Below are 25,970 nucleotides of genomic sequence, written 5' to 3'. Positions count from 1 at the left end.
AAGATAATCAAGGAGTGAGATAGCCATGACAGATCTTTCCTTTGATGAGATGTGGGAGTGTATTCTCGCATGTGATCGTACGTATGATGGACAATTCTTTACAGCTGTAAAAACAACGAAAATTTATTGCCGGCCTTCTTGCCGTTCACGCAAACCGAAAAAAAGCAATGTGGAATTTTATCAGGACATCGAGCAAGTGGAAGCTGCCGGATACAGACCTTGTAAAAGATGTCAGCCGGAGATAGAGCATTCCCCTCATATCATGCTTGTTCGAAGTGTTATTGCTTATTTGTTACAGCATTATAAAGAACGGTTGCAATTGCGGGACATTTCCGATCATATTGGTATCAGCTCCTATTATTTAGAACGTGTCTTTAAAGAAGAAACAGGCGAAACGCCGCGGATCTACTTAGAGAAAATTCGGATGGACAAGGCGGTGTATTTATTAAAGAGCTCTGATCTGACGAATTTAGAAATATGTAATCGTATTGGGTTTCATAGCCCGTCTAATTTCTATAAAGTGTTTCGTAAATATCACCATTGTTCTCCAACTGAATTTCGTGACGTTACGGATAAACAGCAAAGGAGAGAGGTGAAAGCATGAAGTGGGAGGATCACCATACACATGTTGAGATTGCGCTTCCAGCTGACTTCAGTTTCCAAGAATGTCTACGGTTTCTAGGCCGGTCGGACCAAGAATTGGTTTATACGATTAATGAAGGGCATTTGTATAAGCTTTTAAAAATAGACACCGCATTTATTTTATGTGATATAACCCACAAAGAAAATGTCCTTCATGTGCAGTTTTCTAATGAAGTACCAACCTTTGCTGTTAAACAAGAAGTGGTTAGCTTTATCAGTGAATGGCTTGACTTGGATAGAGATTTGACAGCATTTTATCATTTAGCTAGCCAGGATGAAATACTTCATAAATTAGTAGTTCGGTATCAAGGCTTACGCATGATTAGAATACCTGATTTATTTGAGGCGCTGACATGGGCTATCATTGGTCAACAGGTCAATTTAACGTTTGCATATAAACTGAAGAAACGCTTGACCGAAATGTATGGGGAACATAGGACATTTCGCGATAAAAGGTATTGGCTGTTTCCAGATCCAGCAAGCATTGCTGAACTTACTGTTGATGAATTAAGGGGATTACAACTCTCCCGGAGAAAAGCAGAATACATCATTTATGTTGCTGCATTAATCCGCGATGGACAATTGACTAAAGCTGAACTGGGTAAGCGAATGTATGACAGTGTAAAGAAATCACTCGTAGCTATAAGAGGAATAGGGAATTGGACTGCCGATTATGTGCTAATGAAATGCCTTGGTCGATCAGAGGCTTTTCCTATTGCGGATGTCGGGCTGCATAATGCGATAAAGGTGCAATTGGGTTTACACGAAAAACCAGCATTGAAACAAATTGAAATGATGGCAACAAAATGGGAAGGTTGGCAAGCCTATGCCACCTTTTATCTATGGAGGTCGTTATATGATGAACAAGTATAAAATAGATTATCAATCGCCTATTGGGATTATTGAAATAACCGGTACGGAGAAAGTGATTACTTCTGTTTTATTTGCGGATCGAGAGAAAGTGGAATACGGTTTTTACGAGGATTTCCCAGAGGTTATGAAGATGTGTTATCAGCAGTTTGAGGCATACTTTGCAGGGAACCTTCAATCATTTCGCTTTCCATATGAAGTAAAAGGAACAGCCTTTCAGAAGGACGTGTGGACTGCTTTAACGACAATCCCCTTTGCGCAAACAGCGAGTTACCTAGATATTGCTAAAGCGATTGATAATCATAAAGCGATTCGAGCAGTGGGAAGTGCTAATAGCAAGAATCAGATAAGTATCGCCGTCCCCTGCCATCGAATCATTGGTTCCAATGGAAAACTAACAGGCTATGCAGGTGGTTTATGGCGAAAAAAATGGCTGCTTGAGCATGAAACGCGTATAGCGGCTGCTAATAAATAAACAGGCAGGGCAACCAAGGTCATGAAGACATCCGAATTTCTACGCGGGTAAGCTATTCTTGCTTACCCGCTTTATACTATGGTTTTGCCGGCAAAAAGCGGTAGATGAGGTATCTTTAAATCTATGAATTTATCTCTGCCTCTTGTTTAATCTACTAAACCAAATAATCGTGGCAAGAATAAGCTTATTTCTGGAATAAACGCAACGAGTAAAAGTGCTATGATTAATGGGATATAGAAAATAATTAGCTTAGGTATGATCTTTTCTATTTTTACGCCACTGACACTACTTCCAATAAATAAGACTGTTCCGATGGGAGGCGTTGTCACCCCAATTGCAAGGGCGATTGCCATAATCATTCCAAAGTGAACAGGATCGATCCCCATTTGCGTTGCTACTGGAAAAAAGATCGGTGTAAATATTAATAAAGCTGGTGCAATATCCATGAAAGTGCCAACCACTAATAAGATGAATAGCATAATTAACAATAGAATAATCGTGTTATCGGTAATGCTTAATAGACTACTCGTAATTGCCTGAGGTATACCAGCATAAGCAAGCACCCATGACATGGCTGTCGATGTTCCAATTAATAACATAATGATACCAGAATAGATAATGGTTTCTTTAAGTATTTTAGGAATATCTGCTATTTTTAACTGACGGTATAGTAAACTAAGTAATGCTGCGTATAAGACAGCAACTGCTGCTCCTTCTGTCGCTGTAAAGATTCCTCCGGCAATTCCTCCGATTACAATGATAATTAGTAATAAGCTAGGAATGGCTTGCATCATTACTTTTATGGATTCTCCACCGCTGACTGGTTTAACTACAGGGTAGTTCGCTTTCTTAGCCAAGATATATGCCACAATCATGAGTAATAAAATCATTAGAATCCCAGGTAGATAACCAGCGATAAATAAAGCGCCGATTGATGTACCACCACTTAGCAGGGAATATATAATTGGCATCCCGCTTGGTGGAATAATTAAACCTGTTGGTGCTGAGGCAATATTTACAGCTGCTGCATACGAAGGATCATAACCCGCCTTTTTTTCTTGGGGATGCATAATTCGCCCCATGGTTGCAGCTGCTGCAATGGCTGACCCAGATATGGCACCGAACAGTGTATTTCCAATAATATTCGTGTGCGCCAATGATCCTGACATTCTCCCACCAATTAATTTTGCTAAATTGATGAGTCTATCTGCAATTCCACCATTATTCATAATACTTCCAGCCAACATAAAGAAAACCAAGGCTAATAATACAGTACTATCCAAACCAGTAATGATTTGTTGAGACACGGCTAATAGGGAAGGTGCCATTGGTAACAGCATCAAAATGGACACAAAGGAAGCAATGGCGATACTTACTGCGATAGGTACACCAATAAATAAGAGTAAAAAAAACAATCCAAAAAGTATGATTGCAGTCCAAACGGTTACATCCATGTATGTTCACCCTTTTCAAACGAACCGGTACGTTCAATCTCACGACGTTCTGATATATGTATCAATTGATAGAATATGATAATGGTTCCACAGATTGGTAAGATACCATAGACCAATCCCATGGGCATGTTCAGGATAGGTGATAATTCTGCCATCGTTGCTTGGGATATGTTATATCCACCAATTACGAATACAAATAACGCAAATACAATAACGAGCATATCAATGAACCAACGTAGCCGTTTATGAGCTTGCCCGGTAATCTTATCCCTCAGAAACGTAAGTGATAAATGTTCATCCTGGCCAAATGCATAAGCTGCACCAATCAGAGCTACCCAAATCAAAGAAAATCGTAAAATCTCCTGGGTAACTATACTTGGGTCTTCTAGCACAAATCTGGTGAATACTTGCCAAATTGCGGCAACAACTAAAAATATAATTAATATACTGCCAATGGTTAGCAGTACCAAGTCTATCCAGCGTTTTACTTTCTTCAAATGAACCCCCTCCAAACCTTCTTTATTGTATAGCTTCTATTTTTTTAAGCAGTGTATCAATCGCCGGATTTTCTTTTCGACGATCCTGTAAAAGTGGTTCCACTAATTCTCGAAATGGTGCTTGATCAGGATTTGAAAACTCCACTCCCATTTCTTCTCTTGCTTGATCGATACTGGCTTCAATCATCTGATCCCATCTTTCATTATGTGTTTTCGTTGTTTCCTCACCAGCTTCTATAAGGGCCTGTTGTTCCGATTTATTTAATTTGTTCCATGATGCATTACTCATAATGAGGAAGTCTGGAATCCTTGTATGTTCATCAAAGGAGAATTGTTTTGCAACTTCGCCATGATTGGCGTCAGTTAAGGCAATGGGACTGCTCTCGGCACCATCGATAATTCCTTGCTGCAAGCTTGTATACACCTCTGTCGCTGACATTGGTGTCGGAGCAGCGCCTAACATTTCTACCATTTGTATCGCAGTAACGTTATTCATCACGCGAATTTTGAGCCCTTCAAGGTCTTCAGGAGTCTCTACCTTTGTCTCTCCGGTATAAAAACTGCGTGCTCCTGCATCATAATACGTGACTCCTCTTAATTGTACATCTTTTAGATCCTTATACATTTGTTTGACTGTATCCGTTTCCATGAATTTACGAAAATGCTCATCATTACGGAAGACATAAGGGAGGCTGAACACAGAAAATGTCTGTTCAAATTGAGATACAACACCACCATTCACTTTGGTCATATCGATGACTCCATTTTGTACAAGTTCCATTACTTTTGTCTCGCCACCTAAAACTCCTTCTGCATAGATCTTGATATTTACACTGCCATTTGTTTTCTCTTCTACTTTTTCAGCGAATTCTTCTAAGCTTTGGTATACAGGACTTGCATCATTATGGATATGGGCTAAGGTTAATGTTTTCGTTCCTGCCTCTGACGCATTGCCTTGCCCAGATGCTACCTGTTCTGCAGGGGAACAAGCGCCTAGAACAAGTAACCCTAAGAACAAAGTACTAACTACAATACGTTTACGAAAAAGAGGTTTCATGTCCTTCCTCCTTCCATTATTGTTTATAAGGAATAGAAACGGATTTATTTTTCAGATAATTATATCTTAAGCGCTTTCAAAAGCGGTGTCTTATTAATATAAGAATTATTCTCTCAATTTCAGAAATAAAGCAAATGAAAAGCTTACTACAAGGGAAACGCACTTGTTTACAAAATTATCAACATGACTTATTCTTTTACTGCACCACCAATAATTCCTGATATAAAATAACGTTGCAGAAAGAGAAACATTAAAAAAATAGGTAAGATGGATATGACGGCTCCTAGCATTAATTGCCCGTAATCAATGGAACGTTGACCAGCAATGGTTGCTAAAGCGACAGGTAGCGTATATTTTTCTTCTGAAATCAATGCGATCAATGGCCATAAGAAGTTATTCCATTGATGTGTAAATAAAAAGATTGATACCGCGGCAATAGCTGGAACCATCGTTGGCAAGCCGATTTTGATAAAAATATAGAATTCACTAGCTCCATCTATTCTCGCTGCTTCAATTAAAGAATCAGGAATAGATTGCATGTTTTGTCTCATTAAAAAAATGGCAAAAGGATAAGCAAGCTGTGGAAGGATAATAGCACTATATGTATCTAACAGCCCTAGATTAGCAAATAGTTCGAACTGCGGTATGACTAAAGCCTGATATGGCACCATCATAGATATAAGAAACATAAGGAAAATGGCTTCTTTGCCTTTAAATGTATACTTTGCAAAGGCAAAACCTGCTGCTGTGCTAATAAATCCAGCTAAAAGCGTGTAAATAACCGTGATTATTATAGAATTAATTAACGATTGCCAGATATCAACAGAGGCCAGTAGGTTTTGTAAGTTATCAATTAAGTGGGTGCCTGGTACGAAGTTGGGCGGTATTCGTAATGTTTCGCCGGAAGGATTTGTAGCGCCAACAATGGTCCAATACAAGGGACCAATGGTTACGATGACCCCAATAATTAAAAGGCTATAAAGCAAGATTTGTCTCACCATTCGCTGGTTTATCATTTTGTAACACCTGCCCACTTAAATTGTATAAAAGATAATAGTGCTATTAATATAACGATGACATAAGCAATTGCTGAACCATAACCAAAATCAAAATACTCAAAACCATTACGATAAAGATACATAGTAATAGTAGTGGTGGCATTAATTGGTCCACCATTTGTCAACGTATATGGTTCGTCAAATAGTTGTAAGGTACCAATGGTAGAAACAATGGCAGCGAATAGGATAACCGGCTTTAGCTGAGGGATCGTTATTGAAAAAAACTGTCTGATTTTATTCGCACCATCAATACTCGCTGCTTCATAAAGATTGCTTGGGATATTCTGTAATCCAGCTAATATAATAACCATATTATACCCAGTCCATCGCCAGGTAGTTACTAAAATAAGTGATACCTTTGCCCAAAAGGGATCACTTAACCAGCCGATGGCATCCATGCCAATCATGGACAATAAATAATTGACAATGCCGTAGTCCCTATTTAGTAACAGCAAGAAAATAATCGAAGCCGCAACTAAAGAGGTAACCGCTGGGGCGAAAAAAGACACACGGAAGAATCCTTTTAATTTTATGAATCCAGCGTTCAATATAGTTGCTAATACAACAGCCAAACCTAACATGATAGGGAGTTGAAAGATTAAGATAATAAACGTATTTGCTAAAGATTCATAGAATAGCCGATCTTGGAATAAGCGAATATAATTGTCCAGCCCTACAAAGACACGACCAGCTTCTGCATTGGTTTGAAAGCTTAATAGAAAGGAATAGATGATTGGATAGACCGTAAAGATTATAAATAGAACAATAGCAGGTAATAAGAATAGATAGGGTGCCCGCTTCACAGTAATAAAACTTCTTTTTTTCTTTGCATTCATTTTAGGTTGCGGAGGAGACGGATCTTCATTGTATTGCACCGAAGAAGGAATACTCATTCATATCCACCTTTCACAGAAATTTAGTTGTTTTCTATGGTTTATTTACTTCTCTACCAGTACTTGGACCCAGGGTGTTAGCGATGTCACCGACCACCTGATCCAATGGTTTACCATTTAATAGCATCGACACAATTTCATCGTTTACGATGTCATTGGCTCTTGCGTAGTCACTTGTGTAATTAACTACAGGTGTTTCTTTTGCAATCGAGGCAAAAACATTATAAACCGCTTCATTATCAAAATACACTTGTCTTTCCTGAAATTCTTTTTCTTCGTATGTAGCTAACAAGGAAGGGAATAATCCCTGATTTTTTAAACCACCGATTAATAAATTCACTTCCGTTGTCGCAAATTCTCCGAAGACATAAGCTGCTTCTTTATTGGTAGATGCTTTGGGGATGACTAAATTAGAACCGCCACCATTAGCCCCTTGGCCTTGTTTTTCGTTAAAGCTAGGAAGTGGCATGGCACCCCATTTTCCGGATAATTCAGGCATTTGATCTTTCATGGTACCCGTCCACCAAATAGCTCCAGGTAAAGTCGCGACATGCCCATTTTTAAGGGCAGATACTCTACCATCCCAATTCGTTACGTTCGTGATCAGCTTCTTATCCTGCATTCGCTGTATCGTTTCTAGTGCTCGTATCGATTCACTTGAATGCACATCAATATTTCCACTAGAATCGAAATAAAATGCCCCTTGTTGATGCAGCATATATTTGTAGAGGGGGACGGTTTCGTTTAAGGTTAAACCGAGCATATTCACTCCTGTTTTTGTTTGAATTACTTCACCGGCATCTATATAATCTTCCCATGTTTCGATAGAAGCTGGGTCAACGCCCGCTTGGTGAAAGATATCTTTTCGATAAAAGATTCCAACTGGCCCCAAATCCCTTGGCATTGCTAGGAAATCGCCATTCTCATCCTTCACTGCTTCCTCTTTGGCTGGGGCAAATTGACCCTCATATTTGCCGTAGCCTAACTCAGATAAATTTGTAAAACGATCAGGGAAATTTTCTTTATAGGATAGTAGCTGTGTTTCTTCGACTTGGACTAAATCCGGGAGTTGTTCCCCTTGGTTTGCTGCTAAACCAGTAATGAGACGTTGATATACTTGGTCAGGTCCTTGCTTATTAATCGTTACATTGACATTTGGATATTTTTCTTGAAATTGAGGAACAATTGATTCTAAAAAATCTGCTTCTAATGCCCATGCCCAAACAGTAATGTCACCAGATATCTGTTCTGGGTCACGAGGGATATTTACTTCCGTTGTACTCTCTGTAGCTTCACAGGCAGCTTGGAAGGATAATATGATCAAGGTCAATATAAAAACGTTCCATTTTATTTTCACATGCATCATCCTAAGCATTTTTTATTAAATAAACATCTTGATTTGAAACGGACGTTAACGCTGATAGAGGCTTTCGACTGATCCATTCCATGATGAAGCATACCATGCTTCCACTAAAAAATAGGGACAACCCTGGATACCATCGAATGACATACAGCCAGATAATCAGGGTAAGGAGGATCGAGAATGAGATAGGAAAGCGAGATAAAGCAAATAAGAAGGTTAGCTTGATACAATTTTTCATCGTTAATTGAAAATGAACATATACCGGAAAAAATGTAACAACACCCAGCCCATACACGATAAATAGGGTAATGTTGCTATATAGAAAGATCGTGGTAAGCAAGTTCTGATTTGGCAGTAGAATGGTGATATTGGCATAAAATATGCTGCCAATCAAAAGAAATAACAGTCCATACCCATTTCCTTTAAGAAACGCTTGAATATAGGTATGAATAAATAAGCATAAAACCGAATGGACGTCCTCCTTGTTTACCCATTTTTTTATAATGGTAAGTAAGGAGATGGTAGCAGGCATAAAACCAAAAATAACTCCACCGATAACCATAAATAGCAGCCATAGAATATTGACATAACTTAAGCGAATGATCCAAATGCAAAGGCTTCGTATCGTATCGAACATCGAACTTTCATCCTTTATCTAAGCAGTACCCCTATTGGAATACTGCTTCATATTAATCAACAACGTAAATACTTGGAGGGGGTGGATTTTGCATATCGTTACCTAAATAAAAACTTGTATGTGGCGGTTGATTATAAGCAACGTTTTGCCAAGCAATTCCCAATCGATATACTGGGTCATGCATTAATGTATAGATTCGGTGATTGGTTAACGCTGTCGTTGTATAAATCGTTAATGCTTCACTATCCTCGGTTCGCCATAAGGCTTCTTCACGCCAGTCCCCGATAATATCTGCTTGTAAGGAAGGGTTTCCTTTTGTGCCGTTATTGGAATAAGTTCCATCAGCAGTTAATAATGTTCTTGTTTTGCTATTTTCATAGTCCCATTTTGCAATAGTGCCTACTCCAACACTCTGGTCTTCATTCCAACGATGATCGAGGAGTTCTCTTGATAAATCACCGTCCCACCAGATGGAAAAGTTAGCAGGTGGAATGGCTGTTGAGATTTTATCGCCTTTTGATGTGTAAAGGCCGCCAGTTGTACTATTCCAGGCACCATCAACTGCCCAGCTTTCTTCCCCTTTAAATCTCGGATCAATATCTCCTGATAATCCACGACCAACATCATAATCGGTAGGGATACCCCAAATTAATTCACCTGAATCGGCATCACGAAATTCCATACCAGCCTCATTTGGATAAGATTCATGTACTTGAAAGACTTCTAATCCAGAGCGTTCAGGATCAAGATCTCCTACATGCATGGCATCTCCATGTCCTAATCCAGTGGTATATAACCCCGTACCATTATCATCAATCGCCATACTTCCATAAATAATTTCGTCTTTATTGTCATCATCTACATCTGCAATACTGAGATTATGATTTCCTTGACTAGCATACCCTTCATTACTAGGTTCATCACTATCAAATGTCCACTGTTTTTCTAATTTACCATTTCGATAATTGTATGCTGTTAACATTGTTTTTTCATAGTAACCCCGAGCCATAATCAGCGATGGTTTAGTGCCGTCAAGGTAAGCAATACCTGCTAGGAATCGGTCGCCACGGTTTCCATAGCAATCCCCCCAATCACAAATGTCTCCTCTAGCAGGAGAATAATTCGTGGTCTCTAATGCTTTCCCAGTTTGTCCGTCAAATATAGTGAGATATTCTGGTCCGGTTATGATTCGTCCTTCTTCATTACGGTAATCCGCGTTTGCATCACCTATTATCGCCCCCGTACCGTCTACCGATCCGTCTGCCGTTTTCATTGCTATTTCTGATTTTCCATCCCCATCTAAGTCATACACCATAAACTGTGTGTAATGAGCTCCTGCTCGGATATTCTTGCCAAGATCAATTCGCCATAAATGGGTACCATCTAACTCGTACGCATCGATGTATACATTTCCAGTAAATCCAGTGTGTGAATTATCTTTTGAATTGGTAGGATCCCATTTAAGAATGATCTCATATTTGCCGTCTCCATCAATGTCACCTACACTAGTATCATTCGCTTGGTAAGCATATTCTACGCCATCTTTTGTTGTACCGCCTTGTGGTTTTTGTAATGGGACATTATAGGAAGCATCGGACCAAACCGTTACCGCCTCAGATCTTGGTTGTTTTTTTCCTTTTTCAATTGGTTCAATCATATATGTGTCATTCGCAGTACCCTCTGAATCAAGAAAATTGGTGCTTTTCTTTATAGGAGATTGATTTATCTTTTTGCCGTTGCGATACAAATTGAAGGATATGTTTGTCCTATCTGTACCTAACATTCGCCAGCTAATAAATACCCCATCAGCTGTCTTAATTGCAACTAGCCCGCGGTCGAGCTTTTCCATTTGACGAGGGGAATCATGCATACTTTCTTTATGGGCACTTACCTGATTGGCATCCTGTTTGCCTGGATAAAAGGAAAAAATAACAATCATGCAAAATAATAATAGAAATGGTTTTCGAATCCATTTATTGCACTTGGTCATCGCCGCGATCTCCTTTCTATAATCCTATGTAATGATTGAAATCCCTTACAAAATAGCTGTTACATTCGCCACGCTCCTTTACTATTTTCCCTCTAGTTTGAATATTATGGTAACAGTTGGTGGATACAGCGTCTTATTAAATTTGGAATAAAAATCCCAATATCGGAACCCTTTGCATTTTCAACTAAAATCTAAATCCGAATGAGTACTTACAATGGTAAATCGTGAACTAAAATAGGGTGCGTTTTCATGGGCACGGCTTCAGCTAAATCGGGTAAGGGTGAACGCTGTCTTCAGACCGCGTTGTTCCCGCAAGAATCATGCCTGTTTTATTTACTAAGGTTCACTGATTTTGGTTATAAATCTTAACGAAAGATAAATAATCCGAACGGATTTGCATGGAATCGTTCGGATTATTATAGGAATAACCTATTCTTTTCGGATATAAAGGACGCTTTATTCTGCTTTGTGTAGCTGTACTTGAAGTTTGTTCCGCTCTTGATTCCCTATATTAGTAAGGGTAGCTTTGTTCAGGGATTCTGATAGTCGTTGGTTTTTGCGCCCAACCAGCATCTATTTCACTTGGGAGCCTATGTGCTTGATAACAGGACAAAAGTGTCTCCGCTAATGGAGGAACATACGTCAATTGCGTATCTGGATCTTGTTTTATTGTATGGTCCGGAAAACGAGCAATTGTTGATATGGTATGGTGTATTTGTTCAATGCTAAGTAAATGAGAATAAGCAGCTTCTATACTACAAGGAATAGTCGTTTCTTCATTCAACGCAGCCTGAATACAGACATCTAATTTATGGGTATGTTCTGTTTCGGGATCTCCATAGCTTTTAATGGTGCCATCTTCCCAAGTTGCTCGCATGTCTTCCCCAGCTTCATAGGTAATAGTGGCATGTTCACACTCTAACGTTATATTAGGTCCAATTTGATGATTCACTGCATGAGAAGCGAGGTACAGCAGCTCTACTGACTGATCTGTTTTTGCTCGTAATGCACATGTATCGAAGGTTTCAATCGGATTTGCCCGATAGACCTCTACTTCTAAAGTATTTATTTTTGCACTATGTTCCTTTGTTTTCCCTAATACATAGACGAGATGGTGAAGAAAGTGGGAAGCAGCATTATTGGCAATGCTATCGTATATAGGCTCTCCTTTTGGACCAAGACGTTTTCCAGCCCAATTGGAACGTTGATAATAGTGTTTTGTTCTTGGCCAGAGAACAAGGCTTTGGCCTCGTAATGGCTTTCCAAAAAGACCCTGTTGTATATCTTCTTTTAACAAATGAACAGACGTACTAAATGACCAATTAAATCCGATAGCTAAGAATCTTCCTGTTTTATCTCTTGTTTGACGCATTCGTTCGACTTCTTCTACAGAACCAGCAATTGGCTTCTCACAAAGAACATGACTACCATTCTCCATTGCAGTAATAGTCTGCTCGGCGTGAAAATGAATCGGGCTGGAAATGATAGCTAAGTCAGCAGCAGCTGTTTGATAAAATAACTCTAGTGAGGCGAAACAAGGGATACCCATTTCTTGTAGCTTGGTATAATAGTTACTTCGTTCTGGATTTATATCAACAACCCCTTTAATCCAGGAAAGGTATCCTTTTTCTTCTAGTGCATTTAAGTAAATTTCGCCATAACCAGCGATCCCTACTAAGACAATATCACATGTACGGTTCACCGAATCGCACCTTCTTTCTTTAGATTGTCTGCTTGTTGTTGTGCTAAAAGACAGAGCTCTGCCGCTTTAAAGGCATGTTCCTGATGCATCGCAGTGGAAGTGTTTTCGATAACATCATGTGCAAGTCGATAAAAATAAGGGTATCCAACCTTTCCTTTCACATCGTATTGTCTTTCACCGCCATGATTTACTAAATATAAACGCTCGCCAATTGAATTATTCGTTATATCTACATATTTCCGTAATTCAATATAACCATCTGTGCCCAAGATAGTCGTACGTCCATCACCCCAATTGGTTAAACCGTTCGGCGTGAACCAGTCGACACGGAAATAGAGGAGAGTGCCATTATCGCCAATTAAATGAGCATCTCCATAGTCTTCAAACTCTGGATGTTCAGGATGTGCAATATTGAGAGCGATACTGCTTTGTATTGTTGCGTCCTGTGCATGAGCAAACGATAGAAATTGTTCAATTTGGTGGCTGCCAATGTCACAGATAATTCCTCCATAGGTAGCTTTTTTAAAAAACCATGCCGGTCTGTCATTGATATTTAAACGATGAGGGCCTAAACCAAGAACCTGAATAACATCCCCAATCGCTCCTTGTTGAATTAATTGTTCAGCAAAACCGCTACACTCAACTTGTAATCGCTCACTATAAAAAATTGCCCAGTGTAGTCCTGTTTCTTTAACCTTTTTCTTTGCTGCATATAGCTGTTTGAGTGATGTAAAAGGTGTTTTGGCAGAAAAGAAATGTTTGCCTGCGTCTAATACACGTAATCCGATGTCGCAACGCTTGGAAGGGATGGCGGCAGAGGCAACCATTTGGATTCGTTTATCCTGTAAGATTTGGTCAAGGGAGGAGGCAGTCCTAACTTCAGGAAATGCTTGCTGAAAAGCTTCTACCTTATCGGGATCTTCATCCCACACCCAATGAATTACAGCACCAGCCTTCTTCATGCCCTCGCACATACTATAAATATGCCCATGCTCCAGCCCACAAGCAGCGATTAATAATGTATCATGTTCAACCGGTGTTTCCTGATGATGGATTGGTTCAAATTCCGTATGCTGCGTTGGATGATATGATGTCTCCATAGCATTGATCGCTCCTTTAAAAATGTGAAACAACGGGGCAGTATGTGCTCCGTTGTTTCCTCGTCTAAACACAAGATAAAAAACGTTGTTTGATTAGCTCTAAGCTTTCTTTTCCAGGCATATCCCAAATTGCTTGGTTAATAATTTCTACTTCAATTGGTCCGTGATAGCCGTTCGCTTCAACTGCGCGACGAATACGGGGTAAGTCAATGACGCCATCTCCCATCATGGAACGCCCTTTAAAAATATCGGGGAGTGGCACTTTCCAATCTGATACATGATATCCTAGTATTTTTCCTGCTGCTTTTTCTATTTCACTATATAAATCAGGATCCCACCAAACGTGAAAAGCATCTATAATGACTCCAACTTGCGAAGATCCTAAGGATTGTTGCAAGGCATTCGCTTCTCCTAACGTGGTAATGACGGAACGATCGGCAGCAAACATCGGGTGGAGCGGCTCAATACCTAGTTTTACACCATGTTGTTCCGCAAACGGGATTATTTCTTCAATACCTTGTTGGACCCATTTTCTGCTCTCAGCTAAATCCTTATGCGGTGATGGGCCACAAACAAGTACAAGAACATCCGCCCCTAATTCTGCTGCTTCTTCAATCGCGTATTTATTATCATCAATCCGTTCCTTTCGCTCGGAAGCAGTAAGCGCAGGAAACATTCCCCCTCGACAAACACTGGATACCTCTAATCCTGATGCGGCAATTAGCTTTTTGGCTTCGAGTAGTCCTACTTCAGCAATCTTATGACGCCATACTGAAATTACAGGTATTTGATGATCCGTACAACCTTGAATTGCTTCCTGCAAGGACCAGTTTTCTGTTGTTATTTGGTTAAGACTTAAACGCTGTATATCCAATTTTTTACTCATGTTCTCGCCTCCATTTGCTGTACCCCAGCTAAATCTAGCATCGGTCGCATACGGGTAATTGCAAGTTCCGGATCTGTGAGCACATTCGCTTGATCTGCCAGCTCGAATAGCTTGGTGAAGTGCAAAATAGACCGTGCGCTTTCTGCTCCGGCTATCATACGAAAATGAGGTTGATGTCCATTAAGATAAGCTAGAAAGACGATGCCAGTTTTATAGGCAAATGTTGGTTTTTGAAAGATATGGCGAGCTAAAGGCGTCGTCCGGTTTAATTTATCTCGATAGGCATTGAGATTGCCTTGATCTAAATCTTGGAAAGCAGATGCGGCAGCCGGAGCAATAGCATCAAAAATACCTAACAACGCATCACTGTATCCCTGGTTATCTCCCTCAATGAGTGAAGTATAGTTAAAGTCGTCTCCTGTGTACATTCGTACATTGTCTGGCAATTGTCTCCGCATGGTAATTTCTTTTTGGTCATCTAATAACGAGAGCTTGATACCTTCAATCTTGTCTGCGTGAGAATGGATAATTCGAAGACATACTTCCATCGCTTCATCTAAATTCTCATGCCCCCAATACCCTGTTAAATTAGGATCAAACATATCGCCTAACCAATGTAGGATAACGGGTTGCGAGACCTGGCTAAGAATTCGATCGTAAACATATTCATAATCTGCTGCAGATGTAGCACATGCCGCGAGAGCACGACTAGCCATAAGAATAACTTTACTACCTGCTCCTTCGACATACGATACTTGTTCTTCATAAGCGTTTATCACATCTTCTAAACTAACATATGGACTCGGGGGAAGGTGGTCAGTGCCGGCACCACTGGCAATATTTCCACCAACACTTTTCGCTTCCTTTACAGAACGAGTAATTAATTCTTTCGCGTGTTCCCAATCGAGACCCATCCCGCGTTGTGCAGTGTCCATTGCTTCGGCCACGGACATACCAAGTGACCAAAGATAATGACGGTATTGCATAGTGAGATCCCAATCTATTGCAGGTTCCCGTACTGGATCACTACTGCCAAATGGATGAGCTACCACATGTGCAGCTGAATAGGCAACACGGGAATGAAAGGAACCCTTTGAAGGTTGGGATAAAGCTTCGCTATGAGATAATTCATATGGGTAGATGGATCCATCAGTATGAGGTAAATAGATAAGTTGATTCATCATCGTTTCCTCCCCTTAGACATTCAAGCTTGGTACTTCAAGCCAACGGCGTTCTTCCGAAGATTGAAGGCCAAGGTCTGCAAGCTGCGTCCCTTTAGCACCTTCTAACAAATCCCATGGAAAAGAGTCGTTTTGATATACATGCTTTAAAAACATTTCCCATTGAATTTTGAATGCATTCTCAAATAGTTGGTTATCTGGTACTTCTTCCCATTGATCCTGAAAATCGATGGTATTTTCTATATCCGGATTCCAAACAGGTTTTGGCGTATTCACGCGATGCTGGGTTTTACAGTCACGTAAGCCGGCTACCGCACTTCCTTCCGTTCCATCTACCTGTATCGTTAATAAATCATCGCGATTTACACGGACCGCCCAAGAGGAATTGACACTGGCAATAACGCCATTTTCTAATTCAAAGGTTGCATATGCAGCATCATCAGCCGTCGCCTTGTACGTATTTCCTGCTTCATCCATACGTTCAGTAATATGTGTTGTAGCCACTGCAGACAGTGCTTGCACAGAACCAAATAAATGGTCTAATACATACCGCCAATGGGGGAACATGTCAACGATAATTCCTCCACCTTCTTCTTTTTTGTAATTCCAAGAAGGTCGTTGACATTCCTGCCAGTCTCCTTCGAATACCCAATAACCAAACTCCATACGAACAGAGAGAATATTTCCAAAGAATCCAGCATCTATTAGTCGCTTTAGCTTCATAACACCTGGAAGAAACAATTTATCTTGTACGACGCCATTTTTAACGCCAGCTTCTTTCGCAAGTTTTGCAAGTTTTAACGACCCTTCCAAGGAAGTGGATGTTGGCTTTTCACAATAAATATGCTTATTTGCTTCAATAGCCTGCTTAATCGCTTTTTCCCGAAGTGAAGTCGTTTGAGAATCGAAGTAAATGATGTTGTTTTCATCGGTCAAAGCATCATCAAGGTTGGTCGTCCACCGATCGATGTTATAATTTTCGGCAAGCGCTTTCAGTTTGTTTTTATTACGACCTACAAGTATAGGGTCTGGCATGAGATAATCCCCGTTTGCTAGTGGGACTCCTCCTTGTTCTCTAATTGCAATAATTGATCGTATTAAATGTTGCCTTGTTCCCATACGCCCGGTGACACCATTCATAATGATACCAATCTTTTTTGTACTCATTCGTTTCCCTCCTAAGCTCATTACGTTAAGTGTAAACATAATGGTAATGAAGTGTCTTATTAGAAGGGGAAACAGATTCTCAATTTTGGAACTCAATTCATTACTATAAACATCAATGTTTTCTTTGCGTTAGCCGATACATATTTGGTGGTATACCAACGTTTCTCTTAAATAATCGGTAAAAGGTAGATAGAGATTCAAATCCTACTTCAAAACAGATGGACACAATGTCTTTGTCTGTTTCTGCTAGCATTTGTTTTACTAATCCTAGTCGTACTTCTGTCAGGTATTGCATTGGTGTACTATTGTAATAATCTTTGAAAATACTTTGAATATATCGTTTGCTGATACCCATTCGATCGGCAATATCTTCCGCATGTTTTATATCAAAATAACGTGTATCAATATAGTGCTTTAGTTGCTCGACACGCAATGTGTTTATATCCGTTTGGGTAGATTCATGGGTAGAACGCGCAATGGTAAAAAATAATTCTGCCATATAGATTTTGAGGCCTGTCTCCCATAATCTATCCCCATGGGATTGTTCATAAAGCATTTTTCGAAGTAGTTGACGAATCTCGCTACTATCAAATGCACTGAGTTTTTGTACACGTGCTGTTCGAAAAACTTCAGGTATCAGTTCGATTCGGACATCAGGACTTAATACGGTTGTTTCGAATTCAAGCACTAAGACAGTCATTTTTGATGTTGCAGCAATGGAGTGTTCCGTTAATGGAGGAATAATAATAAAACTATCTTGTACAATTGAATACGCTTGATGATTTAAAGTACAAATTCCTTTTCCCTCCAGTGTGTATAATAGTTGATAGGTTTCATGATAATGAGATTGGACCATTCCTTTTTCATTATGTTTACTTTCATATAAAGAGATAAATGCTTGACGCTCTCCATTCGCCTTCAAGAAGAATACCCCCATCCAAATAACCTCTATTTGTCTTTAATTGAAGTATATCATGTTTTTGTTTGTTTTTAATTATTAGTCTTTTTATTTGTTTTGGATAAATTTTGTCAAGATTTTAGATAAGACATGAATGGATAGGCTTGTCCATGAAACCAAACAGCTGAAATAGCATGACTCCGCCGAGAACAACACAGTTCTGAATCTCTCTATTGGAAGTATGCGATATTTCAGGTTGTGGTGTAACGAATGAATCGATTATTCAAATTTAGCCGATCAAATCTTTTTTAATACGGCACGAAAGCAACTCAATTCATGCCAAATTCTCGAAACAACAGCATTGTCTGGTTTGTTCAGGGTGAACTGATCATAGAATTCTACCCCGGTTTCCTTCATAATATTTGCCAATGTATTGATGGAGATCGTTGGATAATCAAAGGTGAAAATCAGTTGCCCATCATCTTTTAAGGCACGCTTTAATTCACGAAACGAACGAAGGATATCATCATGGTTTAAGTGTTCCAATACTGAAATGCAAAACACCTTGTTAAAGACTTGATCGGGATAGGGAAGGTTTGTCAGAGAACAACAGGCTAATTCAATTTTGTCTAAATAGTTATCAATCACAGATTTTTTTATTTCTTCAGGGTAGGAGGATACAGCGTCTTCCCAAATCGCTTCTCTTGATAAAATTCGATCATCGATATCGCATGCGTAAACAGAGTGGCATTCATCTGCTAAATAAAATTTTAGCGGGTGACCAATGCCACAAGCTGCATCTAATACGATATCTTCTTTTTTAGCAAAATTTTTGACCCATTCGTATTCATAAAACCTCGTTTCCCATGTATATGGTAAGTCAAAAATAAAATGATTTGAAGAAGGATCTGTCTCCTTAAAAAACCGGGAATGGTGATAGTCCAATTTATTTCCCCCTTTGTATGCGAATGACGATATAGTATATGTATCTTGGTGAAGATTGATAATATAAAAATAGGATGATAAGTTGAAGGGGGGATTTGAATGATGGCGTTAAAAAACCCCTCCATTTATTTGGAGGGGCGATCGGGTTAGGACTACTGGCCATACCAATATTTATTATTAGCAATCTGATTATTATGGGCAGGATCCCAATAATCTACTGAGTATGCATAATCATAGTTCATAATACATTGTATTCCGCTTCCTTGAGGGTCATGGCCCAACCCATAATTATGTGAGAATTCATGTTGTGCTGCCTTAGATGTATTTGTTATCCCTTGGTCCAAATTAATGCTAAAGGCAGTGCCTGGATCTGTATTGTACACATATGCAATGCCTCCAGCATCAAAATTAACATCGTTGGTAAACCCAACGACAAAATCATAGTTTTGACCTGGATGATCTACACTTAAGTCAGCAAGTATTTGCCCACTATTGGCACCTTGAGATGTCCAACTAGCGACTGCTTGTACTTGGAAATCAATTTCATGATCGCGAATGAATGCATCATCTGCATTTTCAACGATTTGCTGTACACGATTTTGCCAGTCACTGTAAGCTGTACGATACTCCTCGTCTGCTACTGCAAGGACGGTAACTGTTCTGCTAGCTTGAGGCTGTACGTCGCTTCTTTTGCTTATACTCGGAGAAACTGTTTTTTCTGTGCTGGTAATATCTTTTATCTCACCGTTTTCTCCGAACTCTATTACTTTAGTAGACTTTTCAATCTTAGCTGGACCTTCATCAGGAGTGTTTTCTTTCGCCTTTGGTAATGCATTCATGTACAAGGTGGATTCCGTATGATTATGGTGATGTACCGAGGATGCGCTTCCTAATACAGTAATTGGTGAGGATAAAATGGAAAAAGCAAGTGCAATCGAAACAACTCGTTTAAGATACATACAAATAGACCCCCTATATGGTTTGTAACTCTAATATTCTGCTAATCTATCAATAATCCTTCTAATATATGTAAAATAGGATCAAATACCCATAATTTTAAAGGATGGTTAATAATGGTAATATATGTATTTGGGAGAGGATAAGTAAATGAAACTATTTCATACGATAAAAAATGATCATATGTATTGGTTAGTCGATCAAGTTAAACAAGAACAAGTCTCAGCTCATACTTATATCGAAGCATTTACAGAATTGTTCAACGAATGGAAGCAACAGGATTGTCATTATATTTCGGTATTAATGGATGAAACCAATCACAAGCAAATGATTGAATTAGGGTTTTCAAAAATTTCCTCGATTGTGGAATATACGCGGGAACTCCAGGAGGTATCTAGACACCAATCTAACATTCTGACTCATTCGTTAATCGAAGGAAAGATGAGCGACCAAGATTTTGCTGTATTATATCAAACATGCTGTTCTGGTACGGCAAATAAAAATAAACAGCAGTCGGTAGATGAATTCATGCGTTCATTGCAAAGCGAGCTTGGTTTAACATGGCGGGAACACTGCTATTATTTTAAGAGCGGAGATGAAGTTATTGGGTTAGCTATCCCTCATATTGAAATGGGAACAGTTAATGAGGGAAGGTTGTTTTATTTTGGCGTTGTTCCTAAATGGCGTAACCAAGGTAACGGAACAAAAATTCATCAAATCGCCTTAGTGTTACTTAAAGACATGCAAGCAACATATTATGTGGGAAGTACAGATACAGCTAACCAGCCTATGATATCGATATTTCTACAGAATCACTGTAAGTTAAGGGATAGAAAGGGAATCTATCGATTTGAGCAATCATCATAAAAGCTACTGTTACCCTTTAACAGTAGCTTTTCTTAATGATTTCCCTTCCTGTTAATAAAGAAACGGAATCAGCTTATTCGTAGATTGTTTATATCTTTTGAACTGTTCTCCGTACTTGTCAGCTAAATAGGTATCAAGTATTGGAATGTTATACCATGCGAAGAAGCAGAACAAGATAATTGGGATAATTAGTGCCCCTGTTGACCTTGTGAATAAGGCTAAAGCAGTCACCCAGACGAGATCCCCAAAATAATTAATATGCATAGCATAGGTAAATAATCCTTCGGTATATAATCCCCCTTTATGAGCTGGTTCCCGTTTCCATCGATCACGTTGGATTTCTGAATAAGTATTGATAAAAGACCCTATTAAAAACAAAAGGATAGAGCCAATGTCAAGAAGGTCAACAGGCTTGTCGGTTATCAGTGTGAAAATGCTAAATCCAATATAATATAACGAAAAAGCAACGGGTATCGTCATTGCCTCTTGCCAAGGCATCTTCCGTTTTAATAAATAGAATATAGTGACGTACATTCTTCCATATACAATTAAAAACAAACCAAATAGCAAAAAGTTACGCAGGGAAAGCTGCTCGTCTGCGAAAAATAACAACCAAGCTGCTAGAAAAAGTATGAGTGTTTCTAGTCCAATAACTGTCCATTTTTGGAGTCTGCTTTGTTCTTTTTTTCGATATAAGTTCATTTAGAAACACCTCCTCTATATCTAATATAGCATGTATAGGTATTATGTCTTAATTGGCTAAAAACTTTATTTAATCTGTAGGATGAAAAGTATGTATGTGGTTGAAATGGCATGGACAAAAGGATTATTTTAATGTCAATAAATTACAAAAGGCAGATTATTAGGAATCGGTGTGCTAAAATACTTAATTGGTGTCAATAAAGGGGACAAATTACACATTTTATTAATGGCTTTATAGGAGGATTTAACCTATGAATTATAGGGATATTGGAATTGACCTTGGGACAGCGAATGTACTTATTCATGTGAAAAGCAAAGGGATAGTATTGGATGAACCATCTGTTGTTGCGCTTGACCGAAACACAGGTAAAGTGATCGAGGTAGGTGAAGCAGCAAGAAGAATGATTGGACGAACGCCCGGAAATATCGTAGCTATTCGTCCGTTGCAAGATGGTGTAATCGCTGATTTTGATAGTACTGAGGCAATGTTAAAACATTTCATTAATAAAATTAACGTCAAAGGATTCATGTCTAGACCAAGAATGCTCATCTGTTGTCCTACGAATGTAACAAAGGTAGAACAACGAGCAATTAAGGAAGTGGCAGAGAATGCGGGAGGGTCTAAAGTATTTTTGGAGGAGGAGCCAAAGGTAGCAGCCATTGGGGCAGGAATGGATATTTACAAACCTAGTGGAAATATGGTAATTGATATCGGTGGGGGTACAACCGATATAGCAGTCTTATCTATGGGAGATATTGTAACATCAGAATCTATCAATATGGCCGGTGATAAATTCGACAACGAGATTCTTAAATACATAAAGAAAAAATATGGTCTTTTAATAGGGGATAGAACGGCAGAAGAAATGAAAACGACCATTGCGACAGTACATGAAAGCAGTCGTAGTGAGGAGATGAATATTCGTGGCAGAGATTTGGTTTCTGGTCTCCCGAGAAATATTTCTGTTCATTCTGTAGAATTGCAAGAAGCTCTACGAGAATCAGTATCTCTAATTGTTCAAGCTGTTAAATCCGTACTTGAACGGACACCGCCAGAATTATCCGGTGATATTATAGATCGGGGGATTACGCTAACTGGTGGAGGTGCCCTTATTCATGGGTTAGAAGAACTGCTTATAGAAGAATTAAAGGTGCCCGTATTTTTAGTAGAAGAACCAAAAAACTGTGTAGCCTTGGGTACAGGATTCATATTAGAGAATCTAAATGAAGTATCAAAAAATCAGGTGGTTTAAACTTATCCGTAATTAGAATGAAACAAGGTAAAAATGTGTCATTATAAATAGAGGTGATAGATAGTGAAGAAGAGAAGTTTTGTATTTCTTCTCTCTATAGGATTATTCATTTTCCTTTGTATGCTAATTATACAAAATCAGGAATTAAAAGCTAGTAATTCATCTTTAAATACAGATATACATTCAATGGAAACCCAAATACAAGAGATGAAAAGAATCGAAAAGTCGGAAGTATTTCCGCAAGCCAAAGAAGCAGCACAGAATTTTATTCAAACCTATTTTAAATTTACAGATCAACCGGATGAGCGCCAAGTAAAATCTTTTTTAGCAAAAGGTGTAGAAAAAAGTTTACGCTTCCATAATGAAATAGAAACAACGCATGATTTTACGAATATTGTAACAAACGTTAAAGATTTAGAAGTGTATTATGGTGATAAAGAAGCATATCGTCAAGAGATATTTGCTCATTTCAACAGTGAAATCCAAGTAGAAAAAAATAAAACAAGCAGTCCTACTTTTCTAAGACTTGAGATGATTCGCATTCAAGATGATTGGAAAGTGGAGGATATTGAGTATATGAAGTATGAATAGGTCATTTCGTTTGTTGGTAACGACACATTGATAAATTCGGAATACTTAAAATTTATCCCCGAGTGGCACTTTAATTTTCTTATAAAAAAGGAGATAGAATAATAATGAAATCAACTGGTATTGTACGAAAAATTGATGATTTAGGTCGTGTGGTGATTCCAAAGGAACTCCGTCGTACATTAGATATTGATATTAGAGATGAAGTTGAGGTGTTTGTAGAGGATAATAAGATAATTTTAAAAAAATGCAATGTCAATAAAACGTGTCAAGTTACTGGGCAGATTTCAAGAAATAACCTATCGCTTGCAAATGGAAGAATTATTCTTAGTCCGGAAGGTGCGAAAAAGCTGATACGAGAGATAGAATATAACATTTAGAACATTCATGCTCGATGACTTCTAACAATACTGGAATACAGTTGTTTAAATTTAATATTGAGGATGTAGTGATTGTTATATACAGTTAGGAAATTACTTGTATGCATTATGTGTGTATTATTTAGTTATTCCCTCATTACAGGTCTTTCAAAATCAGTCAGTCTTATTCTCCTTTGCATTGGATAATGACAATAATTATGGGAATAGGAGAATGTAAGGAGAAACGAACGCTAATGGGAATCGTTAGTTTCATCATTTCTTTACTCTTAATTTGTGTAACACTACTCTATTTTTAGCTAAGAATAGAAAAAATGAGTAAGATCGCTTCATTTATATACCGGTCTTACTCTGAAACGTTGTTTCTATTTTTTGATATCGTCTGTATAAAAGCCTCGACATTCTGTTTTTTTCTCATAATTGGTGAGTAAACATAAGAAAGCGTTCGATTGAATGAGATGTTCTTTAATGGGAGAATGGTTAATTGATGTAATTGTACATCTCGTTCAATCACACTGTGAGAAAGGAGCGATAATCCCAATCCTTTAATAACACTTTCTTTAACCCCCTGATTACTACTAATGGTGAGTAATGATTTGACTTTTAACCCATTGGAACGAATGACATGGTCAAGGTACTCACGTGTTCCAGACCCTTCTTCTCTTGTCACCCACGCTTGATGTTGCAAATCCCCCATCGTTACTTTTGGTTTTGTTGCTAATGGATGATTCACCCCAGCAAGAATAAAAAGTTCATCTTGCATAAATGGATAAACGGACAGCTCTTTATCATTTGTTTGTCCTTCAATTAACCCAATATCTACATGGAATAGTTTTACATCTTGAACAACTTCTTCGGTATTGCCTATCATTACTTCCAATTCCAGTTCTGGATAAGCTGCTTGTAGTTCAGCAAGTACTACAGGCAAAATATATTCTCCAATCGTAAAACTAGCACCGATTTTTAGTTCTCCTTTCACGGCGTGATGATGCTCGCTAATTTCTTGCTTTGCTTGTTCGTAAATCGTAATGATCTGTTTTGCGCGGTGATATAAGATTTCCCCTGTTGGTGATACCTGTAAAGATTTTGGAGAACGAACAATTAAATTGGTTCCAAACTCTTTTTCTAGGTTTTTAATGTGTAGACTGACACTTGGCTGCGAGATGTGTAATATTTCAGCTGTTTTGGTGAAATTTTTAACGTCGACAAGTGTAATAAATGTGCGTAATGCATCATAATACATTCAGTATCCTCCTTAACTATTATTAATATTAATAGTTACAATTATATATATGTATTTTACTAATAACAATACTTCCGTTAAAGTTTTAGTTGATATCGATCATCGGTTTTGAAGGAGTGATACAATTGGGGAATATGGTGGGCGAACCAAAAGCTAATCAATATGCATTTATAAAAGGAATTGGGTTAACATTACTCATTGCTATAATGGCAAAATATGCAGCAGTTTTACCATTCTTATCTATACTTGGGCAGTTGGTCATTGCAATCATTATTGGAATGATATGGAAAGCGACGATTGGTGTTAGAGATCATTTACAATCGGGTATCAATTTCTCAAGTAAGAAACTGTTACGTCTTGGTATTATTCTCTTAGGGATGCGACTCAACTTAGCAGATATTTATAACGCTGGATTAAGTGTATTTATGATTGCAGCAATATGTCTTGTATTTGCACTACTTGTCGTCTATGGATTAACTCGCTTGTTCGGGGTAGAAAAGCGATTAGGCATACTTACTGCATGTGGCACGGCCATTTGTGGAGCAGCAGCTGTTGTCGCAATTGCGCCACAAGTAAAGGCAAAAGATGATGAAACAGCGGTGGGTGCAGCAACTGTGGCAGTCTTGGGGACAATGTTTACGTTAATTTATACATTTTTATATGCATTCTTAAATCTATCACAAACTGGGTACGGTGTTTTTACTGGTGCAACATTACATGAAGTTGCACATGTAGTAGCAGCCGCGGGAGCTGGTGGCAGTCATGCCATCGATATAGCAGTGATTGTTAAATTAACGAGGGTTGCATTACTTGTTCCAGTAGCCATTATCATCGGATATTTGTTTCAACGTATAGGCAGTAATTCCGGTAAAAAGGTATCGATGTCGATTATTCCATGGTTTATTTTGGGCTTTATTGCCATGAGTGGTTTTAATACACTTGGTATTGTATCACAGGATGTGGCTGAAATTATTGTTACGATTGCTTATTTATTTATTGCAATGGCTATGGCGGGACTTGGCTTGAATGTGGATATCAAAACGTTTCGAAAATTAGGTATGAAATCATTTGCAGCGGGAGTAATCGGTTCCGTCTTATTAGCAGGTTTGGGTTATTTACTCGTTATATTCTTCGTTTAAATTCATTCCTATCTTTTATAAAATAAATC

Annotated in this window: 27 protein-coding genes; 9 read left to right on the top strand and 18 right to left on the bottom strand. The window is 38.6% G+C overall.

What is annotated here, in order from left to right:
* Positions 1 to 25: 25 nt before the first annotated feature.
* The 3 genes from JKP73_RS06210 to JKP73_RS06200 are packed head-to-tail and all read left to right on the top strand — an operon-like array spanning position 26 to position 1,987.
* Positions 26 to 604, top strand: coding sequence for a bifunctional transcriptional activator/DNA repair enzyme AdaA (locus JKP73_RS06210; protein WP_234447064.1), 579 nt, complete (start codon positions 26 to 28; stop codon positions 602 to 604).
* Positions 601 to 1,515, top strand: a complete 915-nt coding sequence (locus tag JKP73_RS06205) for a DNA-3-methyladenine glycosylase family protein (RefSeq protein ID WP_021290120.1) — start codon at positions 601 to 603, stop codon at positions 1,513 to 1,515. Before JKP73_RS06210 ends, JKP73_RS06205 begins: the two co-directional genes overlap by 4 nt.
* The gene (locus JKP73_RS06200) at positions 1,502 to 1,987 is read left to right on the top strand and encodes a methylated-DNA--[protein]-cysteine S-methyltransferase (RefSeq protein WP_200411087.1); all 486 of its coding nucleotides are present in this window, start codon (positions 1,502 to 1,504) and stop codon (positions 1,985 to 1,987) included. The genes JKP73_RS06205 and JKP73_RS06200 overlap by 14 nt, the downstream gene beginning before the upstream one ends.
* A gap of 146 nt (positions 1,988 to 2,133) precedes the next feature.
* On the opposite strand, the gene JKP73_RS06195 is transcribed toward JKP73_RS06200, so the two are convergent.
* The 16 genes from JKP73_RS06195 to JKP73_RS06120 form a co-directional block, all read right to left on the bottom strand.
* Positions 2,134 to 3,441, bottom strand: coding sequence for a TRAP transporter large permease (locus JKP73_RS06195; RefSeq protein ID WP_021290118.1), 1,308 nt, complete (start codon positions 3,439 to 3,441; stop codon positions 2,134 to 2,136).
* Positions 3,432 to 3,938: a TRAP transporter small permease gene (locus JKP73_RS06190; protein WP_021290117.1), complete on the bottom strand. Its 507-nt coding sequence runs from the start codon at positions 3,936 to 3,938 to the stop codon at positions 3,432 to 3,434. Before JKP73_RS06190 ends, JKP73_RS06195 begins: the two co-directional genes overlap by 10 nt.
* Before the next feature lie 22 nt (positions 3,939 to 3,960).
* Positions 3,961 to 4,995, bottom strand: coding sequence for a TRAP transporter substrate-binding protein (locus JKP73_RS06185; protein ID WP_021290116.1), 1,035 nt, complete (start codon positions 4,993 to 4,995; stop codon positions 3,961 to 3,963).
* 188 nt (positions 4,996 to 5,183) lie between these two features.
* Positions 5,184 to 6,011 carry a carbohydrate ABC transporter permease gene (locus JKP73_RS06180; protein WP_021290115.1) on the bottom strand — a complete coding sequence of 276 codons (828 nt, stop codon included), beginning with the start codon at positions 6,009 to 6,011 and terminating at the stop codon, positions 5,184 to 5,186.
* Positions 6,008 to 6,889 carry a carbohydrate ABC transporter permease gene (locus JKP73_RS06175; RefSeq protein ID WP_031335258.1) on the bottom strand — a complete coding sequence of 294 codons (882 nt, stop codon included), beginning with the start codon at positions 6,887 to 6,889 and terminating at the stop codon, positions 6,008 to 6,010. Before JKP73_RS06175 ends, JKP73_RS06180 begins: the two co-directional genes overlap by 4 nt.
* A 91-nt stretch (positions 6,890 to 6,980) precedes the next feature.
* The gene (locus JKP73_RS06170) at positions 6,981 to 8,303 is read right to left on the bottom strand and encodes an ABC transporter substrate-binding protein (protein ID WP_200411003.1); all 1,323 of its coding nucleotides are present in this window, start codon (positions 8,301 to 8,303) and stop codon (positions 6,981 to 6,983) included.
* Positions 8,304 to 8,313: 10 nt separating this feature from the next.
* Positions 8,314 to 8,946, bottom strand: coding sequence for a YesL family protein (locus JKP73_RS06165; protein WP_021290112.1), 633 nt, complete (start codon positions 8,944 to 8,946; stop codon positions 8,314 to 8,316).
* Between the two features lie 52 nt (positions 8,947 to 8,998).
* The gene (locus tag JKP73_RS06160; RefSeq protein ID WP_234447075.1) at positions 8,999 to 10,816 is read right to left on the bottom strand and encodes a rhamnogalacturonan lyase; all 1,818 of its coding nucleotides are present in this window, start codon (positions 10,814 to 10,816) and stop codon (positions 8,999 to 9,001) included.
* A 631-nt stretch (positions 10,817 to 11,447) separates the two neighbouring features.
* Positions 11,448 to 12,638 carry a Gfo/Idh/MocA family protein gene (locus JKP73_RS06155; protein ID WP_038241829.1) on the bottom strand — a complete coding sequence of 397 codons (1,191 nt, stop codon included), beginning with the start codon at positions 12,636 to 12,638 and terminating at the stop codon, positions 11,448 to 11,450.
* Complete coding sequence (locus JKP73_RS06150) at positions 12,635 to 13,738, bottom strand: Gfo/Idh/MocA family protein (protein ID WP_200411002.1); 1,104 nt, start codon at positions 13,736 to 13,738, stop codon at positions 12,635 to 12,637. Before JKP73_RS06150 ends, JKP73_RS06155 begins: the two co-directional genes overlap by 4 nt.
* Positions 13,739 to 13,802: 64 nt before the next feature.
* Positions 13,803 to 14,624: a sugar phosphate isomerase/epimerase family protein gene (locus tag JKP73_RS06145; RefSeq protein WP_021290107.1), complete on the bottom strand. Its 822-nt coding sequence runs from the start codon at positions 14,622 to 14,624 to the stop codon at positions 13,803 to 13,805.
* On the bottom strand, positions 14,621 to 15,805 hold the full coding sequence (locus JKP73_RS06140; protein ID WP_021290106.1) for a dihydrodipicolinate synthase family protein: 1,185 nt from the start codon (positions 15,803 to 15,805) through the stop codon (positions 14,621 to 14,623). Before JKP73_RS06140 ends, JKP73_RS06145 begins: the two co-directional genes overlap by 4 nt.
* 15 nt (positions 15,806 to 15,820) lie before the next feature.
* Positions 15,821 to 16,972 carry a Gfo/Idh/MocA family protein gene (locus JKP73_RS06135; protein ID WP_021290105.1) on the bottom strand — a complete coding sequence of 384 codons (1,152 nt, stop codon included), beginning with the start codon at positions 16,970 to 16,972 and terminating at the stop codon, positions 15,821 to 15,823.
* A gap of 112 nt (positions 16,973 to 17,084) precedes the next feature.
* On the bottom strand, positions 17,085 to 17,894 hold the full coding sequence (locus JKP73_RS06130) for an AraC family transcriptional regulator (RefSeq protein WP_234447063.1): 810 nt from the start codon (positions 17,892 to 17,894) through the stop codon (positions 17,085 to 17,087).
* A gap of 273 nt (positions 17,895 to 18,167) precedes the next feature.
* Positions 18,168 to 18,815 carry a class I SAM-dependent methyltransferase gene (locus JKP73_RS06125; RefSeq protein ID WP_200411000.1) on the bottom strand — a complete coding sequence of 216 codons (648 nt, stop codon included), beginning with the start codon at positions 18,813 to 18,815 and terminating at the stop codon, positions 18,168 to 18,170.
* A gap of 152 nt (positions 18,816 to 18,967) precedes the next feature.
* Positions 18,968 to 19,774 (bottom strand): zinc-dependent metalloprotease, encoded by an 807-nt coding sequence (locus JKP73_RS06120; RefSeq protein WP_200410999.1) that lies wholly within the window; start codon positions 19,772 to 19,774, stop codon positions 18,968 to 18,970.
* 148 nt (positions 19,775 to 19,922) lie between these two features.
* Between JKP73_RS06120 and JKP73_RS06115 the strand changes: the two genes are divergently transcribed.
* The gene (locus tag JKP73_RS06115; protein ID WP_188942677.1) at positions 19,923 to 20,639 is read left to right on the top strand and encodes a GNAT family N-acetyltransferase; all 717 of its coding nucleotides are present in this window, start codon (positions 19,923 to 19,925) and stop codon (positions 20,637 to 20,639) included.
* Between the two features lie 51 nt (positions 20,640 to 20,690).
* Here the strand turns inward: JKP73_RS06115 and JKP73_RS06110 are convergent, their stop codons facing one another.
* Entirely contained in the window at positions 20,691 to 21,341 is a 651-nt protein-coding gene (locus JKP73_RS06110; RefSeq protein WP_200410998.1) for a methyltransferase family protein, read from the bottom strand.
* A gap of 251 nt (positions 21,342 to 21,592) precedes the next feature.
* Here JKP73_RS06110 and mreB point away from each other — a divergent pair, with 251 nt between their 5' ends.
* The 4 genes from mreB to JKP73_RS23610 all read left to right on the top strand — a co-directional run bounded on the left by mreB (position 21,593) and on the right by JKP73_RS23610 (position 23,858).
* Positions 21,593 to 22,594 (top strand): rod shape-determining protein MreB, encoded by a 1,002-nt coding sequence (mreB, locus tag JKP73_RS06105; protein ID WP_200410997.1) that lies wholly within the window; start codon positions 21,593 to 21,595, stop codon positions 22,592 to 22,594.
* Positions 22,595 to 22,657: 63 nt separating this feature from the next.
* Positions 22,658 to 23,185, top strand: a complete 528-nt coding sequence (locus JKP73_RS06100) for a YddI family membrane protein (protein ID WP_021290098.1) — start codon at positions 22,658 to 22,660, stop codon at positions 23,183 to 23,185.
* Between the two features lie 104 nt (positions 23,186 to 23,289).
* Positions 23,290 to 23,562 (top strand): AbrB/MazE/SpoVT family DNA-binding domain-containing protein, encoded by a 273-nt coding sequence (locus JKP73_RS06095; protein WP_021290097.1) that lies wholly within the window; start codon positions 23,290 to 23,292, stop codon positions 23,560 to 23,562.
* A gap of 185 nt (positions 23,563 to 23,747) precedes the next feature.
* On the top strand, positions 23,748 to 23,858 hold the full coding sequence (locus JKP73_RS23610) for a DUF3953 domain-containing protein (RefSeq protein WP_148530674.1): 111 nt from the start codon (positions 23,748 to 23,750) through the stop codon (positions 23,856 to 23,858).
* Between the two features lie 47 nt (positions 23,859 to 23,905).
* Here the strand turns inward: JKP73_RS23610 and JKP73_RS06085 are convergent, their stop codons facing one another.
* A complete protein-coding gene (locus JKP73_RS06085; RefSeq protein WP_021290096.1) occupies positions 23,906 to 24,802 on the bottom strand; it encodes a LysR family transcriptional regulator in 897 nt (298 codons plus the stop codon).
* Between the two features lie 134 nt (positions 24,803 to 24,936).
* Between JKP73_RS06085 and JKP73_RS06080 the strand changes: the two genes are divergently transcribed.
* Positions 24,937 to 25,941 carry a YeiH family protein gene (locus tag JKP73_RS06080; RefSeq protein ID WP_031335251.1) on the top strand — a complete coding sequence of 335 codons (1,005 nt, stop codon included), beginning with the start codon at positions 24,937 to 24,939 and terminating at the stop codon, positions 25,939 to 25,941.
* Positions 25,942 to 25,970: the final 29 nt, after the last annotated feature.

The sequence above is a fragment of the Virgibacillus salexigens genome, from assembly GCF_014905415.1.
Lineage (GTDB): Bacteria > Bacillota > Bacilli > Bacillales > Amphibacillaceae > Virgibacillus > Virgibacillus salexigens.
This window is presented reverse-complemented; position numbering and strand designations above follow the sequence as displayed.

Coding starts and splice junctions, on each gene's coding strand:
- JKP73_RS06210 (WP_234447064.1), top strand. CDS start 26: ATGACAGATCTTTCCTTTGATGAGATGTGGGAGTGTATTCTCGCATGT.
- JKP73_RS06205 (WP_021290120.1), top strand. CDS start 601: ATGAAGTGGGAGGATCACCATACACATGTTGAGATTGCGCTTCCAGCT.
- JKP73_RS06200 (WP_200411087.1), top strand. CDS start 1,502: ATGAACAAGTATAAAATAGATTATCAATCGCCTATTGGGATTATTGAA.
- JKP73_RS06195 (WP_021290118.1), bottom strand. CDS start 3,441: ATGGATGTAACCGTTTGGACTGCAATCATACTTTTTGGATTGTTTTTT.
- JKP73_RS06185 (WP_021290116.1), bottom strand. CDS start 4,995: ATGAAACCTCTTTTTCGTAAACGTATTGTAGTTAGTACTTTGTTCTTA.
- JKP73_RS06180 (WP_021290115.1), bottom strand. CDS start 6,011: ATGATAAACCAGCGAATGGTGAGACAAATCTTGCTTTATAGCCTTTTA.
- JKP73_RS06175 (WP_031335258.1), bottom strand. CDS start 6,889: ATGAATGCAAAGAAAAAAAGAAGTTTTATTACTGTGAAGCGGGCACCC.
- JKP73_RS06165 (WP_021290112.1), bottom strand. CDS start 8,946: ATGTTCGATACGATACGAAGCCTTTGCATTTGGATCATTCGCTTAAGT.
- JKP73_RS06160 (WP_234447075.1), bottom strand. CDS start 10,816: ATGCATGATTCCCCTCGTCAAATGGAAAAGCTCGACCGCGGGCTAGTT.
- JKP73_RS06150 (WP_200411002.1), bottom strand. CDS start 13,738: ATGGAGACATCATATCATCCAACGCAGCATACGGAATTTGAACCAATC.
- JKP73_RS06145 (WP_021290107.1), bottom strand. CDS start 14,624: ATGAGTAAAAAATTGGATATACAGCGTTTAAGTCTTAACCAAATAACA.
- JKP73_RS06140 (WP_021290106.1), bottom strand. CDS start 15,805: ATGAATCAACTTATCTATTTACCTCATACTGATGGATCCATCTACCCA.
- JKP73_RS06135 (WP_021290105.1), bottom strand. CDS start 16,972: ATGAGTACAAAAAAGATTGGTATCATTATGAATGGTGTCACCGGGCGT.
- JKP73_RS06120 (WP_200410999.1), bottom strand. CDS start 19,774: ATGTATCTTAAACGAGTTGTTTCGATTGCACTTGCTTTTTCCATTTTA.
- JKP73_RS06115 (WP_188942677.1), top strand. CDS start 19,923: ATGAAACTATTTCATACGATAAAAAATGATCATATGTATTGGTTAGTC.
- JKP73_RS06110 (WP_200410998.1), bottom strand. CDS start 21,341: ATGAACTTATATCGAAAAAAAGAACAAAGCAGACTCCAAAAATGGACA.
- mreB (WP_200410997.1), top strand. CDS start 21,593: ATGAATTATAGGGATATTGGAATTGACCTTGGGACAGCGAATGTACTT.
- JKP73_RS06095 (WP_021290097.1), top strand. CDS start 23,290: ATGAAATCAACTGGTATTGTACGAAAAATTGATGATTTAGGTCGTGTG.
- JKP73_RS23610 (WP_148530674.1), top strand. CDS start 23,748: ATGACAATAATTATGGGAATAGGAGAATGTAAGGAGAAACGAACGCTA.
- JKP73_RS06085 (WP_021290096.1), bottom strand. CDS start 24,802: ATGTATTATGATGCATTACGCACATTTATTACACTTGTCGACGTTAAA.
- JKP73_RS06080 (WP_031335251.1), top strand. CDS start 24,937: ATGGTGGGCGAACCAAAAGCTAATCAATATGCATTTATAAAAGGAATT.